17 protein-coding genes and 5 pseudogenes are annotated in these 24,704 nt (G+C 70.8%); 6 read left to right on the plus strand and 16 right to left on the minus strand.

What is annotated here, in order from left to right; translation table 11 throughout:
- Positions 1–21: 21 nt before the first annotated feature.
- From RKD20_RS04935 to RKD20_RS04945, 3 genes and pseudogenes are all read right to left on the minus strand, one after another.
- A pseudogene (locus RKD20_RS04935) lies at positions 22–1,049 on the minus strand (ABC transporter permease).
- Positions 1,042–2,532 (minus strand): sugar ABC transporter ATP-binding protein, encoded by a 1,491-nt coding sequence (locus RKD20_RS04940; RefSeq protein WP_424876578.1) that lies wholly within the window; start codon positions 2,530–2,532, stop codon positions 1,042–1,044. Before RKD20_RS04940 ends, RKD20_RS04935 begins: the two are co-directional and overlap by 8 nt.
- On the minus strand, positions 2,529–3,602 hold the full coding sequence (locus RKD20_RS04945) for a sugar ABC transporter substrate-binding protein (RefSeq protein ID WP_424876579.1): 1,074 nt from the start codon (positions 3,600–3,602) through the stop codon (positions 2,529–2,531). The genes RKD20_RS04940 and RKD20_RS04945 overlap by 4 nt, the downstream gene beginning before the upstream one ends.
- Positions 3,603–3,793: 191 nt before the next feature.
- Between RKD20_RS04945 and RKD20_RS04950 the strand changes: the two genes are divergently transcribed.
- The 3 genes from RKD20_RS04950 (at position 3,794) to RKD20_RS04960 (ending at position 6,571) form a co-directional block, all read left to right on the plus strand.
- Positions 3,794–4,495 (plus strand): FadR/GntR family transcriptional regulator, encoded by a 702-nt coding sequence (locus tag RKD20_RS04950; RefSeq protein WP_424876580.1) that lies wholly within the window; start codon positions 3,794–3,796, stop codon positions 4,493–4,495.
- A gap of 424 nt (positions 4,496–4,919) precedes the next feature.
- The gene (locus RKD20_RS04955; protein WP_424876581.1) at positions 4,920–6,029 is read left to right on the plus strand and encodes a C1 family peptidase; all 1,110 of its coding nucleotides are present in this window, start codon (positions 4,920–4,922) and stop codon (positions 6,027–6,029) included.
- A 23-nt stretch (positions 6,030–6,052) separates the two neighbouring features.
- Positions 6,053–6,571, plus strand: coding sequence for a hypothetical protein (locus RKD20_RS04960; RefSeq protein ID WP_424876582.1), 519 nt, complete (start codon positions 6,053–6,055; stop codon positions 6,569–6,571).
- A 58-nt stretch (positions 6,572–6,629) separates the two neighbouring features.
- On the opposite strand, the gene RKD20_RS04965 is transcribed toward RKD20_RS04960, so the two are convergent.
- The 7 genes and pseudogenes from RKD20_RS04965 to RKD20_RS04995 all read right to left on the minus strand — a co-directional run bounded on the left by RKD20_RS04965 (position 6,630) and on the right by RKD20_RS04995 (position 14,391).
- On the minus strand, positions 6,630–6,938 hold the full coding sequence (locus tag RKD20_RS04965) for a protease inhibitor I42 family protein (protein WP_424876583.1): 309 nt from the start codon (positions 6,936–6,938) through the stop codon (positions 6,630–6,632).
- 47 nt (positions 6,939–6,985) lie between these two features.
- Positions 6,986–8,251, minus strand: a pseudogene (locus RKD20_RS04970) (glycoside hydrolase family 38 C-terminal domain-containing protein); the annotation flags it as partial.
- A 193-nt stretch (positions 8,252–8,444) separates the two neighbouring features.
- Positions 8,445–10,175, minus strand: a pseudogene (locus RKD20_RS04975) (alpha-mannosidase); the annotation flags it as partial.
- Between the two features lie 196 nt (positions 10,176–10,371).
- Positions 10,372–10,677: pseudogene (locus RKD20_RS04980) on the minus strand (glycosyl hydrolase); the annotation flags it as partial.
- Between the two features lie 31 nt (positions 10,678–10,708).
- Positions 10,709–10,981, minus strand: a pseudogene (locus RKD20_RS04985) (carbohydrate ABC transporter permease); the annotation flags it as partial.
- Positions 10,982–10,991: 10 nt separating this feature from the next.
- On the minus strand, positions 10,992–12,524 hold the full coding sequence (locus RKD20_RS04990) for an alpha-L-fucosidase (RefSeq protein ID WP_424876584.1): 1,533 nt from the start codon (positions 12,522–12,524) through the stop codon (positions 10,992–10,994).
- Positions 12,525–12,534: 10 nt separating this feature from the next.
- Positions 12,535–14,391, minus strand: coding sequence for a family 20 glycosylhydrolase (locus RKD20_RS04995; RefSeq protein WP_424876585.1), 1,857 nt, complete (start codon positions 14,389–14,391; stop codon positions 12,535–12,537).
- A gap of 249 nt (positions 14,392–14,640) precedes the next feature.
- On the opposite strand from RKD20_RS04995, the gene RKD20_RS05000 reads away from it, so the two are divergent.
- The gene (locus RKD20_RS05000) at positions 14,641–15,984 is read left to right on the plus strand and encodes an amidase (RefSeq protein ID WP_424876586.1); all 1,344 of its coding nucleotides are present in this window, start codon (positions 14,641–14,643) and stop codon (positions 15,982–15,984) included.
- 211 nt (positions 15,985–16,195) lie between these two features.
- Here RKD20_RS05000 and RKD20_RS05005 read toward each other — a convergent pair whose 3' ends face one another.
- Positions 16,196–16,684, minus strand: coding sequence for an N-acetyltransferase family protein (locus tag RKD20_RS05005; RefSeq protein ID WP_424876587.1), 489 nt, complete (start codon positions 16,682–16,684; stop codon positions 16,196–16,198).
- 51 nt (positions 16,685–16,735) lie between these two features.
- Positions 16,736–16,909 (minus strand): hypothetical protein, encoded by a 174-nt coding sequence (locus RKD20_RS05010; RefSeq protein ID WP_007386357.1) that lies wholly within the window; start codon positions 16,907–16,909, stop codon positions 16,736–16,738.
- Positions 16,910–17,379: 470 nt separating this feature from the next.
- Here RKD20_RS05010 and RKD20_RS05015 point away from each other — a divergent pair, with 470 nt between their 5' ends.
- Complete coding sequence (locus tag RKD20_RS05015) at positions 17,380–17,730, plus strand: hypothetical protein (RefSeq protein ID WP_424876588.1); 351 nt, start codon at positions 17,380–17,382, stop codon at positions 17,728–17,730.
- Between the two features lie 25 nt (positions 17,731–17,755).
- Positions 17,756–18,547 (plus strand): SDR family oxidoreductase, encoded by a 792-nt coding sequence (locus RKD20_RS05020; protein ID WP_424876589.1) that lies wholly within the window; start codon positions 17,756–17,758, stop codon positions 18,545–18,547.
- 5 nt (positions 18,548–18,552) lie between these two features.
- Here the strand turns inward: RKD20_RS05020 and RKD20_RS05025 are convergent, their stop codons facing one another.
- From RKD20_RS05025 to RKD20_RS05040, 4 genes are all read right to left on the minus strand, one after another.
- Positions 18,553–18,783 (minus strand): hypothetical protein, encoded by a 231-nt coding sequence (locus RKD20_RS05025; protein WP_424876590.1) that lies wholly within the window; start codon positions 18,781–18,783, stop codon positions 18,553–18,555.
- Between the two features lie 94 nt (positions 18,784–18,877).
- Positions 18,878–20,398 carry an SDR family NAD(P)-dependent oxidoreductase gene (locus RKD20_RS05030; RefSeq protein WP_424876591.1) on the minus strand — a complete coding sequence of 507 codons (1,521 nt, stop codon included), beginning with the start codon at positions 20,396–20,398 and terminating at the stop codon, positions 18,878–18,880.
- A gap of 105 nt (positions 20,399–20,503) precedes the next feature.
- The gene (locus RKD20_RS05035; RefSeq protein ID WP_424876592.1) at positions 20,504–21,832 is read right to left on the minus strand and encodes a wax ester/triacylglycerol synthase family O-acyltransferase; all 1,329 of its coding nucleotides are present in this window, start codon (positions 21,830–21,832) and stop codon (positions 20,504–20,506) included.
- A 158-nt stretch (positions 21,833–21,990) separates the two neighbouring features.
- Positions 21,991–24,594 (minus strand): PA14 domain-containing protein, encoded by a 2,604-nt coding sequence (locus tag RKD20_RS05040; protein ID WP_424876593.1) that lies wholly within the window; start codon positions 24,592–24,594, stop codon positions 21,991–21,993.
- Positions 24,595–24,704: the final 110 nt, after the last annotated feature.

Below are 24,704 nucleotides of genomic sequence, written 5' to 3' on the forward strand. Positions count from 1 at the left end.
CCTTTCGGTCGGTGGCGGGGGTCAGTCCTGGGCGCGGCCCGTGGTGACACGGGCGATCATGAGGGCGACCAGGATGATTCCGCCGTAGATGGCCTGGATCCAGAAGGACGGCACCTGGGCGAGCGTGAGCAGGTTCTGTACGACGCCCAGCAGCAGGACACCGGTCAGGGCGCCGAACATGGTGCCCTTGCCGCCGTCGAGGCTGATGCCGCCGATCACCGCCGCCGCGAACACCGTGAAGATCATGTTCTGGCCCTGGTTGGCGCTGATCGCGCCGACGTAGCCGGTCTGCATGATGCCGCCGACCGAGGCGAGGACACCGGCGACGACGAACACGCCGAGCATCACGCGTTCGACGCGAATGCCGGCGGCGCGGGCCGCGTCGGCGTTGCCGCCGATGGCGTACAGGGAGCGGCCGACGCGGTGGTACTTCAGCACGAAGCCGGTGACGGCGAAGGCGACCGCGGCGAGCCACACGGACATCGGGATGTTCAGGAAGGTCGTGGTGGCCAGGGAGTAGAAGCTGTCCGGCATGCCGAAGAGGGTCTTGCCCTTGGTCGCGCCGACGAGCAGTCCGCGCAGCACGATCAGCATCGCGAGCGTCACGATGAACGCGTTGAGCTTGAACTTCACGACCAGGAGGCCGTTGAAGGCGCCGACCACCGCGCCGACCGCGAGGACCGCCAGCAGGGCGAGCACGGCCGGGAGTTCGGTGCCCCAGCCGGACTGGGCGGCGGGCAGGACGAGGAGGGCTCCCACGGCGCGGGCGCGATGCCGACGACCGACTCCAGGGAGAGGTCGAACTTGCCGGTGATCAGGACGAGGGACTCGGCAAGGACCACCATCGCGAGGGCGGCCGAGGCGCCGAGGATCGAGATCAGGTTGCGTTCGGTGAGGAACGAGTCGTTGACGAACGCGCCGAGCACCATGAGCAGCAACAGGGCGGGCACGAGGGCGAGTTCGCGGGCGCGGCGCAGCAGGACCGTCCGGGCCGAACCCGGGGTGCGGGCGCGGGCGGGCGCGAGCGGGCGGGCCTTGGTGTCAGCCATGGTCCACTCCTTCTATGGAGGCGATCAGCTCGTGGTCGCGCCAGCCGGCCGGGTGCTCGGCGACCACGCGGCCGTGGAAGAGGACGAGGACGCGGTCGCAGCGGCGCAGGTCGTCGAGTTCGTCGGAGACGACGAGGACCGCGGTGCCGTCCTCGCGGGCGGTGTCGACGCGGGAGAGCAGGGACTCCTTGGACTTCACGTCGACGCCCGCGGTGGGGTTGATGAGGACCAGCAGACGGGGGTCGGAGGCGAGGGCGCGGGCCATGACGACTTTCTGCGCGTTGCCTCCGGAGAGGTCGGAGACGGGCTGGTCGGGGCCCTCGGTGTGGATGTCGAGGCGGTCGATCAGCTCGGTGGCGAAGCCGCGTCTGCGGTCGGTGCCGACGAAGCCGTGGCGGCCGAGCCGGTCCAGGACGCTGAGGGTGGCGTTGTCGCCGATGGTCATGCCGAAGACCAGGCCCTGGGCGTGCCGGTCGCGCGGCACGAAGCCGACGCCCGCCTTCAGACTGGCCTGTACGTCGCCGAACGGCAGCGGCCTGCCGTCGAGCCGTGCCGTGCCGTTTGTCGGGGTGTGCAGTCCCGTGAACGTCTCGGCGAGCTCGGTCTTGCCGCTGCCGCTGATGCCGGCGAGTCCGACGACCTCACCGCGGCGCACGGTGAGGTCGACGTCCTCGTAGGCGTCGGAGGTGAGGCCGCGGGCGTCGAGGAGGACGGGGGCGTCCACCTCTGCGGCACGCACGGCGTGTCCCTGTTCGGCGACGGTCTCGCCGGCCATGGCCTCGATCAGGGCGGCCCGGGGCATGTCGGCGACCGGGGCGGTGGTGATCCAGCGGGCGTCCCTGAGGACCGTCACCGTCTGGCACACCTCGTACACCTCCTGGAGATGGTGCGAGATGAACAGGAAGGTGACACCGGAGTCCTGGAGCGCGCGCATCCTGCTGAAGAGCCGCTCGATCTCCCGCTTGTCGAGCTGTGCGGTCGGCTCGTCGAGGACGATGAAGCGGGCGCCGAAACTCAACGCGCGTGCGATCTCCACCATTTGGCGGTCCTCGACCTTGAGGTCGGCGGTGCGCGCCTCCGGGTCGACGCTCACGTCCCAGGTGTCGAGGAGTTCGGCGGCCTCCTTCTGCAGCCTGCGCCAGCTGATGAACCCGCGCCGGAGCGGCTGCCGGTTGATGAAGAGGTTCTCGGCGACCGTCAACTCGGGGACGACGGTGGGCTTCTGGTAGACGCAGGCGACCTTGCCGCGCCAGGCGTCCCGGTCGGTGAGCGGGGGCGCCGGCTCGCCGTCGAAGCGGACGGTGCCCTCGTCGGGGGCCTGGAGGCCGGTGAGAACGGTGACCAGGGTGGACTTGCCCGCGCCGTTGCGCCCGACGAGCGCGTGGGACTCGCCGGGCAGGACGGTGAGGCGGCCGTCGGCGAGGGCGGTCGTGGGGCCGTACCGCTTGACGACCCCCTGAGCTTCAACCAGTGGGGTGCTCATTTGACCGTGTTGCCCCACAGCTTGGGGTCGTCGACGTTGTCCTTGGTGACCAGGGGGGCGGGCAGCTGGTCCTCCAGGATGCCGCTCGACAGCTTGACGATCGTCGAGTCGTGGTTCGTCGGTCCGGGCTTGAAGGTCTTCCCCTCCATCGCCGCCTTGATGTAGTACATGCCGTACTTGGCGTACAGGTCGGCGGGCTGGGAGACGGTGGCGTCGATCTCGCCCTTGCGGATGGCGTCGTACTCCTGCGGGATGCCGTCGTTGGAGACGATCCTGATGTGGCCCGCCTGCCCGGCCTTCTTCAGCATCCCCTTGGACTTCAGGGTCTGCAGGGTCGGCGCGAGGTAGACGCCGCCGGCCTGCATGTAGATGCCCTTGAGGTCGGGGTTGGCGTTCAGGAGGGTGCTCAGCTGCGAGGCGGCCGTGTCGGACTCCCACTTGGCAGGGATCTCCAGCACCTTCAGCTTCGGGAAGTTCTTCTTCACGCAGGCCCGGAAGGCCTCGGAGCGGTCGCGGCCGTTGACGGAGGCCAGGTCGCCCATGATCTGCACGACCTTGCCGGAGGGGATCTGCTCCCCGAGGTACTGGCATGCCTTCTCGCCGTACGACACGTTGTTCGCCCGTACGACCATGGCGACCTTGCCCTTGTCGGGGGCCACGTCGACCGCGACGACCGGGACGCCCTTGCGTTCGGCCTGGTCGAGGCCGGCCTCGATGGCGGCGCTGTCCAGCGGGGCGACGACCAGGCCCTTGACGCCCTGGTTGAGCTCGTTGTTGATGTCGGTGATCTGCTGGGAGGGATCGCTGTTGGAGTTGACCGTCTTCAGCGTGTCCACCCCCTCGGACTTGGCCATCCTGGGCACGTAGTCGTTGTACGACTGCCAGAAGGGCGAGGTCAGCAGCGGCAGGATCACGCCCACCTTGCCGGTCCCGTCACCTCCCGCGCTTCCGGCGCTGCCGGTGTCCTTGGTGCTGCCGCACGCGGCGAGCACGAGCGAGGCGCTCGCGGCCGCGGCCACCGCACCGACGATCCGAATCCTGTTCCGCTTCCCCACTGTCCTGCCGGGCATCTGGTGGCTCCTCGTTGAGCGTCTTCTCGCATGATCGAGCACGAGCGTGTTCGAGCAGATGACGGCATATTTATCAGACCAATCAGCCTTGGCAATACCCTCTGACGGCAGATTTTCCCGGCTTCCGGCCATAGTGGTCCGACCACCTCGACGGTTAGACTGCGGCGCACCCGGTGATGTGGAGGAGTGGCGTGGACGAGACAGCCCCGCAGAAGGGAACCGTGCCGCAGCGCGCCATCGAGCAGATCAAGGCGATGATCGGCGAGGGCCGGCTGGAGCCCGGCCAGCGGCTGCCGACCGAGCGTGATCTGGCGGTGCAGCTGGGCATCTCCCGCAGTTCGATGCGGGAGGCGATCCGCGCGCTGACCGTCCTCGGCGTACTGGAGGCGCGGCACGGCTCGGGCATCTACGTCACCCAGCTGGAGGCAGGCGACCTGCTGGAGACCTTCGGCGTGGTCGCCGACCTGTCCCGGGGTCCGCGGCTGGTGGAGCTTCTGGAGGTGCGCCGCATCCTGGAGTCGACGGCGACCGCGCTGGCCGCCGCCCGCATCACCCCCGACCAGCTGGCCGAGGTGGAGAAACACCTCACGGCGATGAACGCCACCGACGACCCGGAGGTGATCCTCGCCCACGACCTGGCCTTCCACCGGGAGATCGCGGGGGCCGCCGGCAACGAGACGATGGCGGCGATCCTGGAGGGCCTGTCCTCCCGCACCTTCCGGGCCCGGGTCTGGCGCGGCTATCAGGAGGAGGGCGCCTTCGAGCGCACCCGGCGCGAGCACGCGGCGATCCACCGGGCCCTGCTCGCGCACGACCCGGAGGCGGCCCGGGCGGCGGCCGCCGCGCATGTGGGCGAGGTCGAGCAATGGCTGAGGACCCAACTGGGCCCGTGAGCCCGGGCGCCGCACGCGACGCGCAAGTGGACAAGTGGAGGGGGGTCTTCTCCTTGCGGCACCCCCATTCCGTCCTATTCCCGGCCCCCCGGTTTTCTGCTTAGCTGCCCACGACAGCCGCGGAGCATCGAAAGGTGCCCCGCTGTCACTCGGCTATGGGGGTACGGCTGTGAAAGCCTCTCAGAGAGCGTGACCCCGCCGACGACTCGTCCGGCCACCGGCGCGTAGCCCAACTCAGGCCCCGCCCCTGACGGTTCGACGGCCTCACTTCACCCGATCCCGCCGTGCGGCGAGACATGCCCGCACGGTGTCACGGACGCGCCCGCGCCCCACCGGGCCACGACGGCGCTCCGCCCCGCCCTGCCGCCCGCCGCGGCCGACGGCCCGGGCTCCCCGACGCACCATGCACGAAGAAGGGTTCGACATGCCTGTCCACGACCCGCTCGACCTCGACCACCTCAGGTCGGTACTCGACCAGGCGGGCAATCCGTGGCACATGACCACGACCAGCATGACCACGCTCACCGAGGACCAGCGCGTCGTACGTCTCGGCGTACCCGTCGAGGAGCGCGACCGCACCGCGATCGAGAACGCGCGTCAGAGCAGTGTCGCGGCCGCACTCGCGGCGACCGCCGACTCGGTGGGCGCGCCCGCCGCGTTCGACCTGCGCAACATCGGCGGTGTCAACTACACGACCCCGGTCAAGGACCAGGGGGCGTGCGGATCCTGCGTGGCCTTCGGCACCGTCGGCATGATGGAGCACGTCACGCGCTTCGGCTACCGAGCGCCCCAGCTCCCCGTCGACCTGTCCGAGGCCCAGGCGTTCTACCTCTACGGCCGCCAGGCCGGGGCGAGTTGCGGCAGCGGCTGGCTGCCCGAGCCGCTGGCCGACAGGGCCCGCGACAGCGGCATCACCATCGACGCCTACTTCCCCTACACGGCGGGCGACCAGGACGCCTCGAAGCTCAACGCCGACTGGCCCAACCGCCTGGTGAAGATCCGCAGTTGGCAGTCGGTCACCAACAACCCCGCGGCGATGAAGGAGAACATCGCCACCTACGGCTCCATCACCGCCTGCTTCCTGGTCTACCAGGACTTCTTCAGCTACTCCAGCGGCGTCTACCGGCACCGGGCGGGCGACCTGGCGGGCGGCCACTGCGTCAACCTCGTCGGCTACGACGACGCCCAGCAGTGCTGGATCGCCAAGAACAGCTGGGGCCCCGGCTGGGGCGAACAGGGCTTCTTCCGCATCGGCTACGGCGAGTGCGGCATCGAGACCTGGCACAACGTGGCCGCGCTCGGCACGGTCATCCACGACTGGCTGCCCGACCAGCGCATCACCGCGCTGTGGAGCAACGAGGCCGACGCCAACGTCTGGGCGTACGGCGAACTGCGCGGCTGGCTCAGCCTGAACGGCACCGTCGGCGCCACCGACGCGGCCATGCTCGCCGAACTCGCCGCGTCCAAGTCGGCGGGGGCCAAGGTCGGCCTCTACGAGGACAACGGCACCGTCCAGCAGATCTACGCCTGGTGAGACCGGGGAGAGGAGAGCAGGAGATGAGCCCGCAGAAGAGCAGCGGTCCCAAGGACCAGCCCCAGCAGCAGCCACCCAGCACGGACAAGGTCCGCTCCTCGGCCGACCAGGACGAGGCCGGCCGGCCCGTCCTGCTGCCGCCGGGCGTGGACGTCGGCCTGAGCGCCGGCGCCCTCGGTGGTGCCAAGCCGTCCAGTGACGTGATGGTGGCCCGCTTCGAGCAGACGGCGGCCGGCGAGGCCCGGCCGACCATCACGCCCGAACTCCACGGCGACCTCCAGGCGTTCGCGGCCGCCCAGTCCGCCGGGGCGATCACCGGCACCTGGACGCAGAACGCGATCGTCGACGCCATGTGGTCCATCAACCAGACCCGAAACGCCTTCCTGCACGTCAAGGGCGGTGCCTGGAAGAAGATCTACAACGGCAGCGACTACGCGTTCACCGCGCTGACGACGCTGGCCTCCCAGGCCCGCCAGACGGCCAAGCCGATCTCCTTCCGCGAGGAGGCCGACGGCATGGTCCACGAGATCTACCTGTTCTGACGCCTGCCGGGGGAGCGAGGGGCCGTGCCCGGTGCTCCGGGCACGGCCCCCTTCTGTGTCACTCGACAGTGACACGCAGGGCGTAGCGCTCCGCCACGTCGTCGCCCCACGGCTGCCTGAGTGCCAGTTCCAGCCGCCCCTCACCGGTGCCGGTAGGCCGCAGCCGCAGCTCGCGGGTGCCGCCGGCACCGGGCAGGAGCCTGCCCGGCGGGGCGTAGTTGCCGGCCACTACGCGCAGGGCGCCGTGCAGCTCCTCGACATGCCACCGGTAGCCGGTCGTGGCGTTCTCGGGCAGGCGCACCACGACGTCGTCGCCGAGCGCCACCCGTACTTCGCCGTCCTGCGCCGACACATGCACTTCACCCACGGGACCGCACCTCCTCGGCTCTGGTCCTACCGGTGTACTGCGCCGGGTCAGGCCCTGGCCAGCCGGAGCGTGACCAGCTCGAAGGGACGCAGGGCCAGACGGATCGCCGAGCCGTCCCGCTCCGGTGCGGCCGCGTCGGCCTGCGGGCGCTCCAGCAGGTCGGTCACCGTGACATCGCCCAGCGGGAAACCGGCGGTGAGCGTCGCCCTGGTGCGGGACCCGTGGGCCTCGTGCAGGCGCACGACCACATCGCCGCTGCCGTCGTCGGCCAGCTTGACCGCCGTGACGACGACCGCGTCCCGGTCGACGCCCACCAGTGGCGCCACCTCCCCCGCACCGGTCGCCCGGCGCTCAGGCAGGTTGATCCGCCAGCCTTCGCGCACCGCGTCCGCGATGCCGGCCCCCGGCACCAGCGCGTGCCGGAAGCGGTGGACGCCCTGGTCGGTCTCCGGGTCGGGGAACCGCGGGGCGCGCAGCAGCGACGCCCGGACCGTGGTGGTCGTGCCCCGGTCCCCGTCCGTGCGCACGGTTCGGGTCACGTCGTGGCCGTACGTCGAGTCGTTGACGATCGCCACGCCCCAGCCGGGTTCCTCCAGGTGCAGGAAGCGGTGGTTGCAGGCCTCGAACTTCGCCGCCTCCCAGGACGTGTTGGTGTGCGTGGGCCGGTGGAAGTGCCCGAACTGCGTCTCCGACGCGTACCGTTCGGCGTGCACGTCGAGCGGGAAGGCGAGCTTCAGGAACTTCTCCGTCTCATGCCAGTCGACCTCCGTGTCCACCAGCAACCGCCGCTCCCCCGGCGCCAGCGACAGCAGCTGGCTGACGCGGGAGGCGCCGAAGGTCCTAGTGATCCGCACCCCGTGCCCCTCGGGGGCGATCTCGTCCACGTCGGTGAGATCCGTGACGGTGTTGCGGTAGAACTCGTCCACGTCCCAGGCGTCCCACATGTTCGGGAAGTCCGGGTGGAGTTGGAGGAGGTTGGCCGCCTGCCCCGGTGCGATGGTCTCCCGGTCGGCCTCGATGTCGTACGCGGAGACGACCAGGCCCCGCGCGTCGATCTCGACCCGCAGGACGCCGTTGTCCAGGACGTGGCCGCCGCCGGGGCGCCCGGCCACCGTCGTCCGACCCTCGGCGACCGCGGTTCCGGCGCCGCCCGCCGCGACTCCGCCCCGGCCGTGGGGTGCGGAGTTGAAGAGCAGTTCCCGTGTCCCCTCCCCCGCCAGCGCGCGCTGGGCCCCGTCGATGATGCCGTTCAGCTCGTCCGCGAGCCGCTCGTACGTGCGCCGCGCCTCCCGGTGCACCCAGGCGATGGAGGACCTGGGCGCTGTAGCGGGCCGCGCTCTGGACGGAGAGCAGCTCCGACTTGCGCCGGCGCTCGTAGCGGGCGAGTGCCTGCGGAAGCCCGCCGTGCGCGTGCAGGGCGTCGGCCAGCGCGATGGCGTCCTCCAGGGCGAGGGTGGTTCCGGCGCCGACCGAGTAGTGGGTGGTGTGGGCGGCGTCGCCGAGCAGGAACTGGTGCAGCAGGACGGTCTTCCAGATGCGGTCCAACTCCTCGTACGGGTAGGGGAATCCGGTCCGTACGGCCGCCGTCGCCGCCCACAGCTCGGCCTCGCGCAGGAGGTGTTCGCTGCGGCGGTTGCCCTGCTTGGTCCTCGCCTGGCTGGTGAGGGTGGCGCGGTGGAGTTCGAGGTACAGCTCGCCGACCCAGACGGGCGGTTCGGGGTACTCGGCCTCTGCCTTGGCGAAGAACTCCGCCGGGGTCTCCCAGGCCACGGTCGCCGACCCTTCGAGGTCGCGCAGCCGGGCCGCCTTGGCGATCATCTCCCGGGTGGTGCCGCCGCCCCCGTCACCCCAGCCGGTGGGGGCGAGGGAGTGCCGGGCGGCTCCCTTGTCCTTGAAGTTCCTTGCCGCGTGGGCGATTTCGCTGCCCTTCATGGAGCAGTTGTAGGTGTCGACGGGCGGGAAGTGGGTGAAGATCCGCGTTCCGTCGATGCCCTCCCACCGGAAGGTGTGGTGCGGGAACTTGTTCGTCTGCGACCAGGAGATCTTCTGCGTCAGCAGCCACTTGGAGCCCGCCGCCTTGATGATCTGGGGCAGTCCGGCCGCGAAGCCGAACGTGTCGGGCAGCCACGCCTCCTCGTTCTCGATGCCGAACTCGTCGAGGAAGAACCGCTTGCCGTGCACGAACTGGCGGGCCATCGCCTCCGAGCCGGGCATGTTGGTGTCCGACTCCACCCACATGCCGCCGGCGGGCACGAACCGCCCGTCGGCGACGGCCTTCTTCACCCGCGCCCACACCTCGGGCCGGTGGTCGCGCACCCAGGCCCACTGCTGGGCCTGGGACATGGCGAACACGAACTCCGGCTCGTCGTCGAGCAGCGCGGTCATGTTGGAGGTGGTCCTGGCGACCTTGCGGACCGTCTCGCGCAGCGGCCACAGCCACGCCGAGTCGATGTGCGCGTGGCCCACGGCACTGATGCGGTGGGCGGAGGGGACGGCGGGCTCCGACAGGACCGTCTCCAGCCGTACGCGTGCCTGCGCCGCCGTGCCGCCCACGTCCTGGAGGTCCAGGGCGTCCAGCGCCTTCTCCACCGCCCGCAGGATCTCCCAGCGGCGCGCCGACTCCACCGGCAGTTCGGCCATCAGCTCGCCGAGCACTTCCAGGTCGATCACCAGCTGCCACACCGTCTCGTCCAGGACGGCGAGGTCCATGCGTGCCAGCCGGTACTGCGGTTCGCTGCCCGCGGTCTCCTTGTCGCCCAACCGCGTGGGCAGGAAGGGGTGGTAGTCGAGGATGACGGGGTTGGAGGCGGCCTCGATGTGCAGACGCACCTCCTCGCCGCCCCCGACGGGCGCGCCGATCCGCACCCACTGGTTGCGCGGGTTGAGGCCCTTCACCGGGGTGCCGTCGGGCCGGTAGACCAGGCCCTCGCACTGGAAGCCGGGCATGTTCTCGTCGAAGCCGAGGTCCAGGAGTGCCTCCACGGTCCTCCCGGCCCACTCCTCGGGGACGGTCCCGGTGACGCGGAACCAGCTGGTGCCCCAGGGAGCACCCCAGCGGGCGCCCACGGCGATGGGCCCCGGCTCGGCGGCCAGGCCCTCGGCGACGGGCACCGGCTCGTCGGGCGCGTGCCACACGGCCACGTCCAGCGGCACGGACTCGGGGTAGACGGCGGGGCGGATGCGCTCGTCGAGGACACGCTTGAGGCGGGCTTCGACCAGGCTGCGGTCGTCATGCATGCGGGGTGCTCTCCAAGGGTCCGGGGGTTACCAGGGGTGGGTCACGGGGTCACCAGGGGTGGGTGACGGTCACAGGGTCCGACGACGTGTACAGCTCCCCCACGGCACGCGGCTCCAACCGTGCCTGCCGCTCGCCCTGTTCGGGCCGGAGGCCCGCGGCGAACCAGGCCCGCTGGCAGGTGCCGCCGAGGAAGCGCCGGGTGCCGTCGGGCAGGAGCCGGTGCAGGGTGTAGTGGCGGACGGCGCCGCGTGCGGTGACGTCCAGACCGCGCTCGGCGGCGGCGTCGACGAGCCGTACGAGATCCGTGACGGCACGCTCCCGGATCAGGGTGCGGTTCGGCTGGAAGTACGGCCACAGCGGGAAGACCCGGATGTGGTCGAGGCCCAGGGCGGCGATCGAGTCGAGGTCGGCGCGGACGGCGTCCAGGTCGAAGTCGAGCCAGTGGTGGAACCATCCGACGCTCGGGGTGTAGTTGACGCCGAAGCGCACGGCAGCGGACATGCGGAGTCCTTGTCAGACGCGGGGCGGGGATTCAGCCCTTCACCGCCCCCTCGCCCACCCCGCGGAAGAAGTACCGCTGGAGGCCGGCGAAGAGGGCGATCAGCGGGGCCACGGCGATGACCGTGCCCGCGGCGACGAGCCGTTCGTCGCCTGCGAAGGTGCCGTGCAGATAGTTGAGGCCGATGGTCAGTGTGAACTTCGACGGGTCGCTCAGCACGACCAGCGGCCACAGGAAATCGTCCCAGGCGCCCATGAAGGCGAAGATCGCGACGACGGCCACGGTCCCCTTCACCGACGGCAGGGCCCCGGCCCCCTCAGACTTGCGACCGGTACAACCCGAACTCCGCCACCCGTACGGCGCTTCGGGACCGGGTCACCAGCAGCCGCCATCTCCGGGCCCGTACCGGAGCCGGGAGCAGGAGGATGCGGCTCGCGCCGATCGTGCCCGCGGCCGTGATCTGCGTCCAGGCGCCGTCGCGGAAGGCCTCGACGACGAAGCTTTCCACCTGTTGGCCGTGCCGGATGTCCTCCGCGAGGCGGATCCGGTCCACCTCCTGCTCACGGCCCAGGTCCAGCGTGACGCGGTCCGGCGTCACGGTCCTCGGGGCACCCTGGGCCAGATCGCGAGGCAGTTCACGTTCGAGGCGCTCACGGAACTCGCGCAGCCGGACGACGTCCGTGTCGTGCAGCAGGCCGTCCGTGTCCGGCGGGACGTTGAGCAGCAGTACCGCGTTGCGGCCCACCGACCCGAAGAAGATCTCCGTCAAGTAGTCGACGGACTTGGGCTGTTGGTCGGCGTGGTAGAACCACCCGTCCCGGATGGAGACATCGCACTCGGCGGGCCACCACTGGAGGTAGTCCGTCGCCGGCCGCGCCTTCATCAGGGCCGCGCGGCTGCCCTCGTCCGGGGTGTCGTACGACAGCGCCCAGTCGGTGCGGCCGTACTGGTTCTCCTTGACCGGGATCACGCTCCACTCGTCCTCACGCGCGATGCCGCTCTCGTTGCCGACCCAGCGCAGGTCGGGGCCGGTGACGGCGATCGCCGCGTCCGGGGCGAGGGCCCGAACCAGGGTGTACCAGCTGTCCCAGTCGTAGCTCTCCACCTTGTCGGGCGGGATGTGTCCCTGGGCGCCGTCGAACCACACCTCGTCGACGGGCCCGTACTCGGTGAGCACCTCGTACAGCGTGTTCAGCATGTGGGCGCCGTAGTCGGTCGCGGGGAGGGTGAAGGAGCGCTCCGGCGTACGGTCGTCGCCCGCCACGCGCGTCGGGATCGTGCGCGGGGAACGGGCGCTGCCATTGGCGTACACCCCGTGCAGGTACTGGTTCTCGTCGGCCGGCGAGAGGTAGACGCCGACCTTGAGTCCGTGCCGTCGCATCGAGTCGGCGAAGGAGCGCAGTACGTCTCCCCGGCCGTCCCGCCAACTGCTCGACGCCACAGTGTGGTCGCTGTAGCGGGAGGGGTAGAGCACGAAGCCGTCGTGGTGCTTGACCGTGAGGATGGCGAGCTTGAAGCCGCCGTCCTTCAGGGCCGCCGCCCACTGGTCGGTGTCGAGCCCGGTCGGCTGGAAGACGTCCGGGTCCTCGTCGCCGGTGCCCCACTCCAGGCCGGTGAAGGTGTTCACACCGAAGTGCAGGAACGCGGTCCGCTCCAGGCCCTGCCAGGCGATCTGCCGTGCGGTGGGACGGACTTGGGACGCCTTGCGCACGAGGTCGGTCTCGGTGTCGTCCGGCGAGACGGGGATACGGGAGAGACGGTCACCGTCCAGGGCCACGGCCGGACCCGGAATGCCGGTCACGGCAAGGCCGGCCGCGGCGGTGACGAAGAGGCGTCTGGAGACGGTCATGGGAGGCTCCTCAGCTCAAGTGCCAGACTGCGGGCGTGCGTTGGTCGGCCGGGTACTGCACGATCCGGCCGTCGTCCGTGACGGTGAGCGCCATCCGGGTGATCGCGTTGACGAGGCGGTAGCCGCCCGCCACCGGCTCCGGCTCCCAGCGCTGCAGGGTGCTCGTCGCGTCGCAGGTGTCCCAGGTCGCCTCGACGCCGGGCTGGAGCGGCACGTTGAGCGTGAGCTTGCCGCCGCTGATCACGAGGCAGCCGGCCGCCGACCGGAGGGTCACATAGCCATCCGCCGTGCGCTGCACCGAGGCCGTGAAGGACCGCCCGAAGGTGTACGTCCCGTCAGCCAGCGGCACCCGGGTCAGGTCCCGCCAACCGGGCGCGTGCCCGACAGCGGTACCGCGTGCCACGAACTCCGCGTAGGTCGTGTCGGGACGCGGATCGCCCCAGGTGGCCTGGGCGACGTGCCGCAGGGCGGGCCAGAGCCGTACGGCGACCTCGTTCTCGGTCTCACCACGCCCGTTGTCCGGCCAGAGGCTGATCTTCGCTCCGGTGACACCGTTCGAGGAGGTCAGCTTCTCGCCCTCGAAGCTGCGCGGGTCCCAACTCTGGTCGTACAGCGACTCGGTGTCGCTGTGGAAGCCGCCGCGGATCAGGTAGAGGGAGTAGGCGGAGTTCATCACCGAGTAGCCCTGCGCGATGAGCGCGCTGGGTTTCACCGCCACGTTCAGCCAGTGCTCGACCGTGGTGTCGGTCTTCACCGGTACGGTGTTGGCGCCGGTCAGCCCGTCGTTCCAGATGCGCAGCCTGACGCCCTTGCTCGCCGCGTGGTCGTGGACGCGGTTGACGAAGTCGACGAAGGCGTCCTGCGGGGTCGCGTCCGGACCGTACTTCTCCCGGGCGTAGTTCAGGATCTGCGGGTACTTCGCGAAGTCGGAGCCGAGCATGTACTCGTCGGCGCCCATGTGCCAGGACTTCGCCGTGAAGACCTGGGCGTACTCGTCCATCAGACTCGTGTAGTAGTCGAAGGCCGCCCGCTGGGTGATGTCGAGGCGTGAGGGCTGCTTGTCGCCGTCGGAGTCGGTCAGCTGGAGGTCCGGGCGGTTCTCGATCCACGGGTCGATGTGCCCTGGGGAGTTGATCTCGGGGATGATCTCGACGTGGTACTTGTCGCCGAGTGCGACGAGCTGCCGTATCTCGTCCTTGGTGTAGTAGCCCCAGGTGTTGGCCTCGGGGTGGGCGTCGCTCTTGACCTTCAGCTCCACGAGCAGCTGGTTGAGCCTGTTGTACGCCATCTCGCGGACGAGGTTCTCCAGCCAGGGCAGTGAGATGTGGATGTAGCAGGCGCACACGCCCACACCGCGCTCCTTGTAGCGCGGCACGTCGACCGTGCGTCCGGCCGGGATCCGGTCGCCCTGCGCGAGGAGCTGGAGCAGGGTCCGTGTGCCGTAGAAGGCGCCGGTCTCGGTCGCCCCGGTGATGGACAGGCTTGTGCCGGCGTGGAGGTCGTAGCCCTCGGCGCCGAGGGAGGTGCGGGAGGGGCTGACGTCGACAACGATGTCACCGGTCCGCGCTCTACCGGGCACTACGGGGACCCGGCCGCGGCCGGCCGCCCGCAGATCGTCGGCCAGCGTGTCGGCGACCCGGCGTTCGGCCGGGCCGTCCGCGACCAGCCGGGCCCCGGGCCGATAGACGTAGGTGCCGGACTCCGGGGTCCAGCGGGTCAGGGCGGGCACGGTCAGGGCCGGCACGTCGACCGGCGCCCGCTGGTCCGTGCGGGCGACCGCCGGAACGGGTGCCAGGAGCAGCGCCAGCAGCGCGACGACGACGGCCGCGACGGCTGCGGCGGCGGCGAATCTCAGCCGTTTCCTCATGAGCGACTCCCTATTCATCGGATGGCTGATACTTGAGGTCGCCACATGCGCTGTCAACGGTGCGGAAGCAGCGGAGAGTTGAGCGAGAGATCGGATGACCTGCTGGTCGATGCCCCTCCCCCGGCCTCGCCCGTCGCGAAAAGTCCAAGAAGACCGGTCCGAATGTCCAAGGGCGAGCGCTCTCGACGTGACGTCCGCCTACGGGCAGAGTTCTCCCTACGTACTCGCGAGTAGCCCCGAGGAGCGCACGTGACCAGCTGGGTCGGCCGTACCGCCGCCGAGATCGCCGCCGCCGTCCGCGAGAAGCGGGCCACGCCCCGGGAGGTGGTGGCCGAGCACCTCGCCCGGATCGAGAAGCTCGACGGGCGGATCGGGGCGTTCCGGGTGGTCCGCGCCGAGGCGGCACTGGCGGAGGCCGACGAGGTGGGCTCCCGGGGCGATCTCGGCGAACTGCCCCTGGCCGGTGTGCCGGTGGCCGTCAAGGACAACCTCGCGGTGCGCGGCGAGACCAACCGCGTCGGCTCCGCCGCGACACCGGACACGCCCGCCGAGGCCGACCACGAGGTCGTGGCCCGGCTGCGGGCGGCGGGCGCGGTGGTCGTGGGGCTGACGAACGTGCCGGAGCTGTGCGTCTTCGGTACCACCGAGGGCGTGCACGGCACCTCCCGCAACCCGTGGGACACCTCACGCACGGCGGGCGGCTCGTCCGGTGGCAGTGCGGCCGCGGTCGCCGCGGGCCTGGTCCCGATCGCCCTCGGCAACGACGGCATGGGCTCCCTGCGCATCCCTGCGGCCAACTGCGGTCTCGTCACACTGAAGCCCGGGTCGGGAGTGGTACCGGCCGGCATCAGTGACGGCGACTGGTTCGGCATGTCTGAAAACGGCCCCCTCGCGACCACGGTCGAGGACGCCCGCCTGCTGCTTTCGGTCGTCGCCGGCACCGAGTTCGTACGACGGGACACTTCCGCCACGCTCGACATCGCCATGTCCCTGCGCAGCCCGCTCGCCGGAGTCACGATCAGCGCGCCGTACGCGAACGCGGTCCGCGAGGCGGCCGGACTGCTGATCAAGGCGGGGCATCAGGTGCGGCGCGCCGACCCGCCGTATCCGCTGTCGCTGGGCGTCACGTCGCTGGCCACCTGGACGGCGGGTACCTCGGTGGACGCCCAGGGACTCGACCCCCGTCTTCTGGCCCGGCGCACCCGGGTGCACGCGGCGATCGGCCGGCGCTTCGTCAAGGCCGTGCGGACGGGCAAGGCCCGCGAGGAACTGCGCGAGCGCCTGGAGCCGTTCTTCGCCGAGCACGACGTGCTGGTGCTGCCGGCGCTGGCCCGCCGCTCGCCCAAGGCCGAGGCCTGGCACGAGCGGGGCTGGCTGCGCAACGTCCTGGCCAACACCGCCTACTCGCCGCTGACCCCGCCGTGGAACCTCACCGGCTGGCCGGCCGTGTCGGTCCCGCTCGGCACCCTGCCCTCGGGCGCCCCCACCGCCGTACAGCTGGTGGCGCGGCCCGGGTCCGAAGCGGTGCTGCTGGAGGTCGCTGAGGAGCTGGAGCGGCGGCAGCCGTGGCGGCGGACGGCACCGCTCGACTGAACTCCCAGGGCCTGTCTGACAATTCCCGTTCGCCCGAAGGGCGGCCTCGCGGCGTCAGGTGCGGGCTCTCGGCATGCCGGGCGTAGGCCCTCGTACTGGACGTACTTGGGTCTGTCGCCCGGTGCGGCGAGTGGGGGCACCTCCCACGCCCTTGAGGCAGTGGGGGAGCGTGCAGGGCGTCGCGAGGCAGACGGGAATTGTCAGACAGGCCCTAGCCCTGGAGGGCCTTGTACATGATGTGCAGGCCGACCCGTCCGTGCCGGGGGTGTTCGAAGGCGTCCGGCACGGTGCCGAGGATCGTGAAGCCGAGCGAGGTCCACAGCTTCACTGCTGGGTTGGTCTCCACCACGGCGTTGAACACCATGCCCCGGTAGCCGTCGGCCGCTGCGGCGGCCAGGAGGTGCTCGGCCAGGGCACGGCCGTAGCCCCGGCCGCCCCGGTCGGGGTCGACCATGAAGCCGGCGTTGGCGATCCGGGCGGCGGGGCCGCCGTAGTTGGGGGTGACGTAGGCCGAGGCGACGAGGGCTCCGCTTTCGTCCTCGACGACGTACACGCGCTTGGCCGGGCCCATCCACAGGGCGCGGGCGGCTTCTTCGGAGGTGTCGGGGTCCCAGGCATAGGTCTCTCCCGCGGCCACGATCCGGTGCCAGAACGGCCAGATCCGTGGCCAGTCCTCGGCCACGGCTTGTCTGATCAGCATGGGCGTGAGTCTCGCACGCCCATGCCGTCGGCGATCGCGAAGGTCCTGCGGTCAGTCCACGCTGGGCAGGATGTGGGGTTCGGCCAGGTCGTCCTCGTAGCCCGCGAGACGGATGGGGGCGGAGCGCGCCCACACGTCGAGGCTGCCGATGTCTCCGGGCCGTCGGCCCGCGCGCTCCGGGCGTTCCTTGGGGCGCTGTTCGCGATTCGTCTTCTCCGGTGTCACCGCGCACTCCTTATGTGTCGGGCTCACCCTCGGGACGGGTACCTGTCCAACCTACGGTCCGGTGCCTGGACGTCCGCTCGGGTCTGGGTCGAGATCGGGTTCGGACGCGGTGGCGCCGGCAACTCAGGTGAGAGCAGGCCATGGTGAACGGCTTGTCCCGGGACGGACTGTGGGTGTGGGTGGGACCCCGTACTGCCGTCCGTCGGCTACAGATTAACCAGATGAGCGGGGGGCCGCTCGATAGGGGCTGAAAACAAGGTGTAACCATTGCAATTCACTTTGACTTCTCCGCCTGTTTTTCGCCTGATTTGTCACTTGATACGTCTTTCTGAAGTCACCCGTTCGGCCTACGGATCGACCGGCCCTCCGAGCCGTCGGGGTCGCGCAGTTCAAGTCCCGTTGGCCGATTCGCAAGGCGCCCATGTTCTGCTGACCCACGGCAACGGTCCGGCCGGCGGGAGGTCTGACGTATGGAACTGCGCAGTGTCGACGAGCTGATGGATCTGCTGCACGCCTGCGGCAGCGAACAAGCCTTGCGGACCGCCGCGCTGCTGCGCCGCAGTCGGCCCGCCGACAAGGAACTCCAGGTGGCAGGCCTGGTGATGGGCACCGGCCAGGCGGCCGAGGTCGTCCGCACCCTGCTCGGCGAACGGGTCTACCGCCTGGTGTGCCATCACGGCTCCGCCACCGACGACGAACTGCTGCGACTGGCGGCCGAGGAGAGCCTGACGGCCCGGTTCGACGCCGGTGTCCTGGAGGACTGGCGCGCTGTCCTGGAGTTGGTCGCGGCACGCAACTCCCGCCTGGAGACTGTTGACTGACGACCCGTCATGAGACGGTACGGCGATGACGTCGTCGTACGGACTGCACGGCAGGGCCGCCCTCGTGACGGGCGGCACCCGCGGGATCGGGCGCGAGGTCGCCCGGCAACTCGCCGACGCCGGCGCACTGGTGTGCGTCACGGCCAGGGACCGGGAGGACGTCCGGCGGGCCGCCGCCGAGCTCGGTGGCGTCGGACTCGCGGGCAGCGTCGCCGATCCGGCCCATCCGCGCGCCCTCGTGGACCTCGCCCTGCGCGAGTTCGGGCGACTCGACATCGTGGTCAACAACGCGGCGACGAATCAGCCGTACGGCCCCCTCGTGGACGTGGATCCGCACGCTTGGCGCAAGGCCTTCACCGTCAATGTCGAGGCACCGCTGCGGCTGGTGCAGGCCGCCTGGCGGGGATGGATGCGGGAGAACGGCGGGTCGGTGGTCAACATCTGCACGGAGGGCGCCGGGCACGTGGGCCCCAACGTGGGCGCGTACGGCACCAGCAAGGCTGCGCTGCTTCACCTCACCCAGCAGCTGGCGGGCGAGCTGGCGCCGACGGTGCGGGTCAACTCCGTCTCGCCCGGTCTCGTACGGACGGAGATGGCCCGGTTCGTGTGGGAGAAGGGTCCCGTCGAGCTGCCGCTGGGGCGTATCGGCGAGCCCGAGGACATCGCGCGGGCCGTGGTGTGGCTCGTGTCCGACGCGGCCGAGTGGATCACCGGGGCCGATCTCCTGGTGGACGGGGGCACCCGGGTGCGGGCGGCGCACCCGGGCGGGTACGCCGTGCACGACCGGCTGCGGTCGTACGCCCCGCCGCCCTCATGACGGTGTCACGGGAACAGGGCGATGCCCATGAGGACGATCAGGCACACGAAGACGACGAGCGCGATCATGCCCCAGCTCCAGGGGTGCCTGATGGGGTCGGAGGCACCGCCTCGGGGCCGGTCCTCGGGGAGCTCGTGGTGGACCGGACGGTCGCTCGCGTAGAACTCCTCGTCGGTCGGGTAGTGGTTGCGCGGATCGTTGAAGGCGCGCGGATCGATGCTGTGTGGACGTGCCATGACAACTCCCGGCAGGGAACGCTCAGGGCCCCCGAGTTCCCCTTCGGCGGCGGCCCACACGCCGGGCCGCCGGCCGGAGGTCATGTCCGCGGATTCACCACTTGCCGGGGGCGTAGTCCTTCAGGAAGACCCCGTACACGTCCTCGCCGTCCTCGCCGCGCACGATCGGGTCGTAGACGCGGGCCGCGCCGTCGACCAGGTCGAGGGGGGCGTGGAAGCCCTCCTCGGCAAGGCGGAGCTTGTCGTAGTGGGGGCGCTCGTCGGTGATCCAGCCGGTGTCGACCGAGGTCATGAGGATGCCGTCGGTCTGGAACATCTCCTGGGCGCTGGTCCGCGTGACCATGTTCATGGCTGCCTTGGCGGCATTGGTGTTGGGGTGGCCCGCGCCCTTGTAGCCGCGGCCGAAGACGCCCTCCATCGCGGAGACGTTCACGACGTAGGACCGGCCGCTCCTGGCCTTCTTCGCGGCGTCGGCCATGGCCGGGCGCAGGGCGCTGATCAGGATGAACGGTGCCGTGTAGTTGCACAGCTGGGTCTCGAGGAGCTCCACCGGGGAGATCTGCTCGATGGTCTGGACCCAGGTGTTGCTGTCGACGACGTCGGGGACGAGGCCGCCCGCGTCGATGGCGGTGCCGTCGAGGTGCCGGGCCACGCTGGCGTTGCCCGCGACCAGGGCGAGGTCGGCGACCTGCTGGGCGTCGAGGCCGGAGATCCCGGCGGGCAGCGAGGAGAGTCCGTCGACCGCGCCGGAGCCGAAGGCGCCGAGGACGTGGTGGGCGGGGAGTTCACCGGCGGGCAGCGGGGCGCTCTCGCCGTCGACCAGGGCGGCGTAGGCGGAGGGCAGCCGGCGTACGGTCTGGGTCGCGTTGTTGACGAGGATGTCGAGCGGGCCCGCCTCGGCGACCTGCTCGGCGAGGGCCACGGCCTGTGCCGGGTCGCGCAGGTCGATGCCGACGACCTCCAGGCGGTGCAGCCAGTCCCCGGAGTCGTCCATGGCCTTGAAGCGGCGGATGGCGTCCTTCGGGAACCGGGTGGTGATCGTGGTGTGCGCGCCGTCCCGCAGCAGCCTCAGCGCGATGTACATGCCGATCTTGGCGCGGCCGCCGGTGAGCAGGGCCCGCTTGCCGGTGAGGTCGGCGCGGGCGTCGCGCTTGCCGCGGTTCAGGCGCGCGCAGTCCGGACAGAGCTGGTGGTAGAAGTAGTCGACCTCGACGAACCGGGTCTTGCAGGTGTAGCAGGAGCGCGGGCGCTGGAGTATCCCCGCGATCCGGCCCTCCTCGGTGACCGAGGACGGCAGGATGCCTTCGGTCTCGTCGTCGATGCGCTGGGCGGAGCCGGTCGCCGTGGCTTCGGTGACCGCCTTGTCGTGGGCGGTCTTGGCGGCCCGGCGCTCCTGCCTGCGACGCTGCTTCACCTGGCGGTAGACCCCGGCTGTGGCCCGGCGCACGGCGATCGCGTCGGGGTGGTCCACCTCCAGCTTGTCGAGCTCGTCGAGCACGCTCAGGCAGACGGCCAGCCGCTCCGGGTCGATGCCGGGGCCGTATACGACCTCGTCACCGGGCTCGCGCACGACCTCGTCCATGGTCGTCGCCGAGCCGTCCTCTGTCACCGTCATCGCGCTGCCGCTTCCCTGGGTCACCCGTGCGGCGCTGTGCCGCGTCCGCTTGTCGAACGCGGAATTTTACTTCAGCGCCGGGGCCCACCCGCAAACCGGAAACGATCAAGAACCGCAGGCGACCAGCAGCTCCTTCACCTCCTCGGTCAAGGAGCGGGCCAGCAGGTCCAGGTCGGGCACCGCTTCCGCGTCGGCGACCAGGCCGTAGTGGACCTGTCCCCGGTACGTGGAGATGGCGACCGCGAGGGACTGGCCGCGGGCGAGCGGGGCGAAGGGGTAGACCTCGGTGACCGGGTTGCCGCCCAGCTTCAGGCCGACGCCCGGCAGCGGGACGCTGGTGACGAGGATGTCGAACCACAGCCGGGCGCCCTGACCGGCCAGGGGTCCGCCGAGGCGGTGGCCGAGGGCCGGGACGTGGTCGGCGAGCAGGGCGACCGCTCCGGCGCCCCGGTTGGAGCCCGCGTCCTTGTTGCGGTCCATGGCCGTGCGGACCGTGTCGAGGCGGCCCAGCGGGTCGGGGTCGTCGACCGGGAGCCTCATCAGGTACCCGGAGAGCCGGTTGCCCTGCGGGTGCGCGGTGCGAGGGCGGCGCCTGGAGACGGGGATCAGGGCCCGGGGTGCCACGCCCTCGCTGCCGTCGCCGCGCTCGTCCAGCCAGCGGCGCAGGGCGCCCGCGACGACCGCGATCAGGACGTCGTTGACGGTGCCGCCCCGGCTCTTGCGGACGCGGTGCACGTCGTCGAGGTCGACGACGACTCCGGCGGTGCGCCGGGTACCGCTCGGCTCGGAGGTGAGAGCGGCGCTGGAGCGCACGCCCATGGAGGACAGGGCGACGGAGGCGCCGATGTCGAGGGCGCGGCTCAGATCGGAGACGGCGCCCCGGACGAGCCCGGGCAGCTTGCGCACGTCGGGGAGCGCGCTCTTCGCGGGCTCCGCGGGGCGTGGCTTGCGGGCGGGCAGGTCCATGGGGTCCAGGACGGCGGCGGCGAGCGTCAGGGCCCGCAGTCCGTCGGCCAGGGCGTGGTGGAACTTGAAGAGCACGGCGAAGGAGACGCCGTCCTCCCCCGGCAGCACGTGCGCCTCCCAGGGCGGCCGTTCACGGTCCAGCGGCCGCTGCATGAGCCGGCCGGCCTCGGCGTGGAAGTCCGCGGTCGGGGCGTGCAGCAGGACGTGCCGGAGCGGGTCGAATTCGGGGTCGGGGACGCGGGCGGCTCCCCCGAAGGCGTACGGGAAGCCGAGCGGCCACACGTCCCGGATCCGCATCCGCAGGCCGGGGACCGCGGCCGCCCGGCCCGCGAGGAGGTCGGCCGCGTGGGCGCCCGCGGTGGGCGAGTGCGCCGTGAAGACGCCGAGCGCTCCCAGGTGCATCGGGTGCTCGGCGGACTCCATGTTCCAGAACGCCAGGTCGAGAGGGGCCAGCAGGTCAGAAGTCAATGGCTTGCCTCGCGTCGACAACGGGTGGGCCAGCAGTCAACCGCCCCACAGCGATTACGGTCAAGTACGATCAAGCTACGCACAGTTAACAGCAGATTACGTCCCGCCCCTCGCGAAAGGGGCGGGACACATGGTGCGAAGGCGATCACTGTGGTTCGTCAACACCCTGCCGGAGTCGTCCGGGACGCGTCCCGGATGAGGGCCTGGTGCGCGGCCCCGACCCGTTCGGCGTCCGGTTTCAGGACCTTGCGGTCATAGGTGAGCAGCCCGTTCAGCTCACCCTCGACGTCCGAGATCTGGGTGTAGACGGCCGCGTTGCCGCCGCGGCACGCCAGCGCCCGCACCTCGTCGAGTCTGGCCAGATAGTCGTCGGTGTAGGTCGCCGGATCGACGTCGACGTACGACTGCTGGACCGACCACGCGTGTCCGGGCACCGCCAGGCCGAGCCCGCCGTACTCGCCGCTGACCAGGGCGCGCTTGCCGTCCGGTCGGGGTGGCAGGGCGGGGCTGGGGTAGCCGTGCTCGTCCATGATGTCGCCGGCGTTGCCGTCGGCGCCGAGGTTGAGCCCCGACTGGTTGTTGACCAGGCGGGTCGGGTCCCAGGCCTTGGCCTGCTCGGCGATCCGGCCGACGTCGTACTGCCCCCAGCCCTCGTTGAAGGTCACCCACATGACGACCGACGGACTGCTGATGTGTTCGTCGATCACCTGTTTCATCTCGCGCTCGTACTCCGCGCGGGCTGCCGGGCTCGGATTCACCCCCGCGGTCATGGCGGGCATGTCCTGCCACACCATCAGGCCCAGCCGGTCGGCCCAGTAGAACCAGCGGTCGGGCTCGACCTTGATGTGCTTGCGCACGGCGTTGAAGCCGAGCCGCTTGTGCACCCTCAGGTCGTACGCGAGGGCCTCGTCGGTGGGTGCGGTGTGCAGCCCGTCGGGCCAGAAGCCCTGGTCGAGGGTGGCCATCATGAAGACCGGCTGACCGTTCAGGACCGTGCGCGGGGTGCCGTTCACGTTCTCGACGGCGATGGAGCGCATCCCGAAGTAGCTGCCGACGCGGTCGGCGCCGACGGTCACCTTCAGGCCGTACAGGAACGGGTCGTCGGGCGACCACAGGCGCGGGCTGTCGATCGTCAGGGCGAGCGGCTGACCGGTCCGGCCGCGGGCCGTGGCGACCTTCCGCTTCCCGTCGTACGCCGTCGCCGTGACCGCTACGCCCTCGCGGACGCCCTGCGCCTCCACCGTCAGCCCGTTGGCGGAGACGTCGGGGGTCAGCTTGAGGGAGTCGACGTGGTCGCGGGCGACGGGCTCCATCCAGACGGTCTGCCAGATGCCGGAGGACGGGGTGTACCAGATGCCGCTCGGGTCGAGGCGCTGCTTGCCGAGGGGCGGGTTCTCCCCGTCGGCCGCGTCGGTGGGGTCGTACACGCCGACGATCAGTTCCTGGGTGCGGCCGGGCTTCAGCGCGTCGGTGATGTCGGCGCTGAACTTGTCGTAGCCGCCGGTGTGTTCGGCAACCCTGGTCCCGTTGACGTACACCTCGGACCGCCAGTCGACCGCCCCGAAGTTGAGCCGCAGGCGCTTGCCGGAGCCGATGTGCCAGTCGGCCGGGACGGTGAAGGTGCGGCGGTACCACATGCGGTCCTCGTGCCGTTCCAGGCCGGAGAGCTGGGACTCGACCGGGTAGGGGACGAGGATGCGCTCGGCGAGGGTGCGGCCGACCGGCGGCTGTTCGCCCGCCTCGGCGGCGGCGAACTGCCAGCGCCCGTTGAGGTTCCGCCACTCGTCGCGGGTCAACTGCGGTCGCGGGTACTCGGGGTGGGCGTTGCCGGGGCCCACCTGGTCGGCCCACTTCGTGCGCAGCTCGTACGTCGACTGATTTGGGCCGCTGCTCCAGAAGGCTTTGACAACGTTGCCGTCGGCGCTCGTGAGCCCGCCTTCGCCGTCGTAGCGGAGGTCGGCGGTGCCCCGCGCGGTGCCGGTCCTGTTGCCCACGACGGGTTCGGCGAGGGCGACGAGAAGCGTGCGGGGGTCCCGCGGGTCCTGTTTCGCCGCGCCCAGGGGCCACTTGGCGCCGCCGATCACGGCCTGGAGATGGTCGGCGAGACCGGCCGGAGGTGCCGCGAGGGGCTGGGCGAACTCGAGCTTCAGGGTGCGGCCGGTGCCGAGGACGGTGGTCGCGACCGGGCCGTCGTAGTCGTAGCCGTCGGGGAGCCGGAACGCCGACTGCGGTACAGCCTCCTTGGTGCCGCCGGGCGGTAACCAGCGCAGGTGGAGGTTGGAGCCGCCGTAGTGCTCGAAGTACTCGACCTTGATGTCGTAGGACTGTCCGGCGGTCAACTCGACGGGCTGCGCGGTCTGTTCGCGGTCCCAGTCGTCGACCCAGTGGTCGATGAGAAGCTGCCCGCCGATCCACAGACGGAAGCCGTTGTCGCCGATGACGGAGAAGGTGTGGGGGCCGGAGGCCGTCGGGACGAGCATGCCCGTCCAGCGGACACTGACGTCGTCCGCGCGGCCGGTAGCGGCGGCGAGCCGGGGTTCGAGGGTGTCGAAGTCGAGGTTCGGGTCGAAGGTGGTGGCCTTGAGCTCGTGGAAGTCGAAGGCGCCGGGGGCGGACTGGGTGTAGTACTCGCCCTTGAGTCCGCGGGCCTGGACGGGGTCGTCGGCCAGGGCGGGTACCGCGGTCAGACCGGCGAGCCCGAGGAGGGCGGCGACCAGTAATGCCAGCCGGTCTCTGAGGCGGGTGAGGTGCCTGCTGTGCACAGAAGCCTCCATAACAACGTTGTCATGGGCAGGAATTGGCATGACAACACGGATTCCGGCTTCCGTCCAGGGACATGACAAGTCTGCGCGTGCTGTCGGCGGACAGCACG

The sequence above is a fragment of the Streptomyces sp. SLBN-8D4 genome, assembly GCF_049739545.1.
GTDB classification, from domain to species: Bacteria; Actinomycetota; Actinomycetes; order Streptomycetales; family Streptomycetaceae; genus Streptomyces; species Streptomyces canus_C.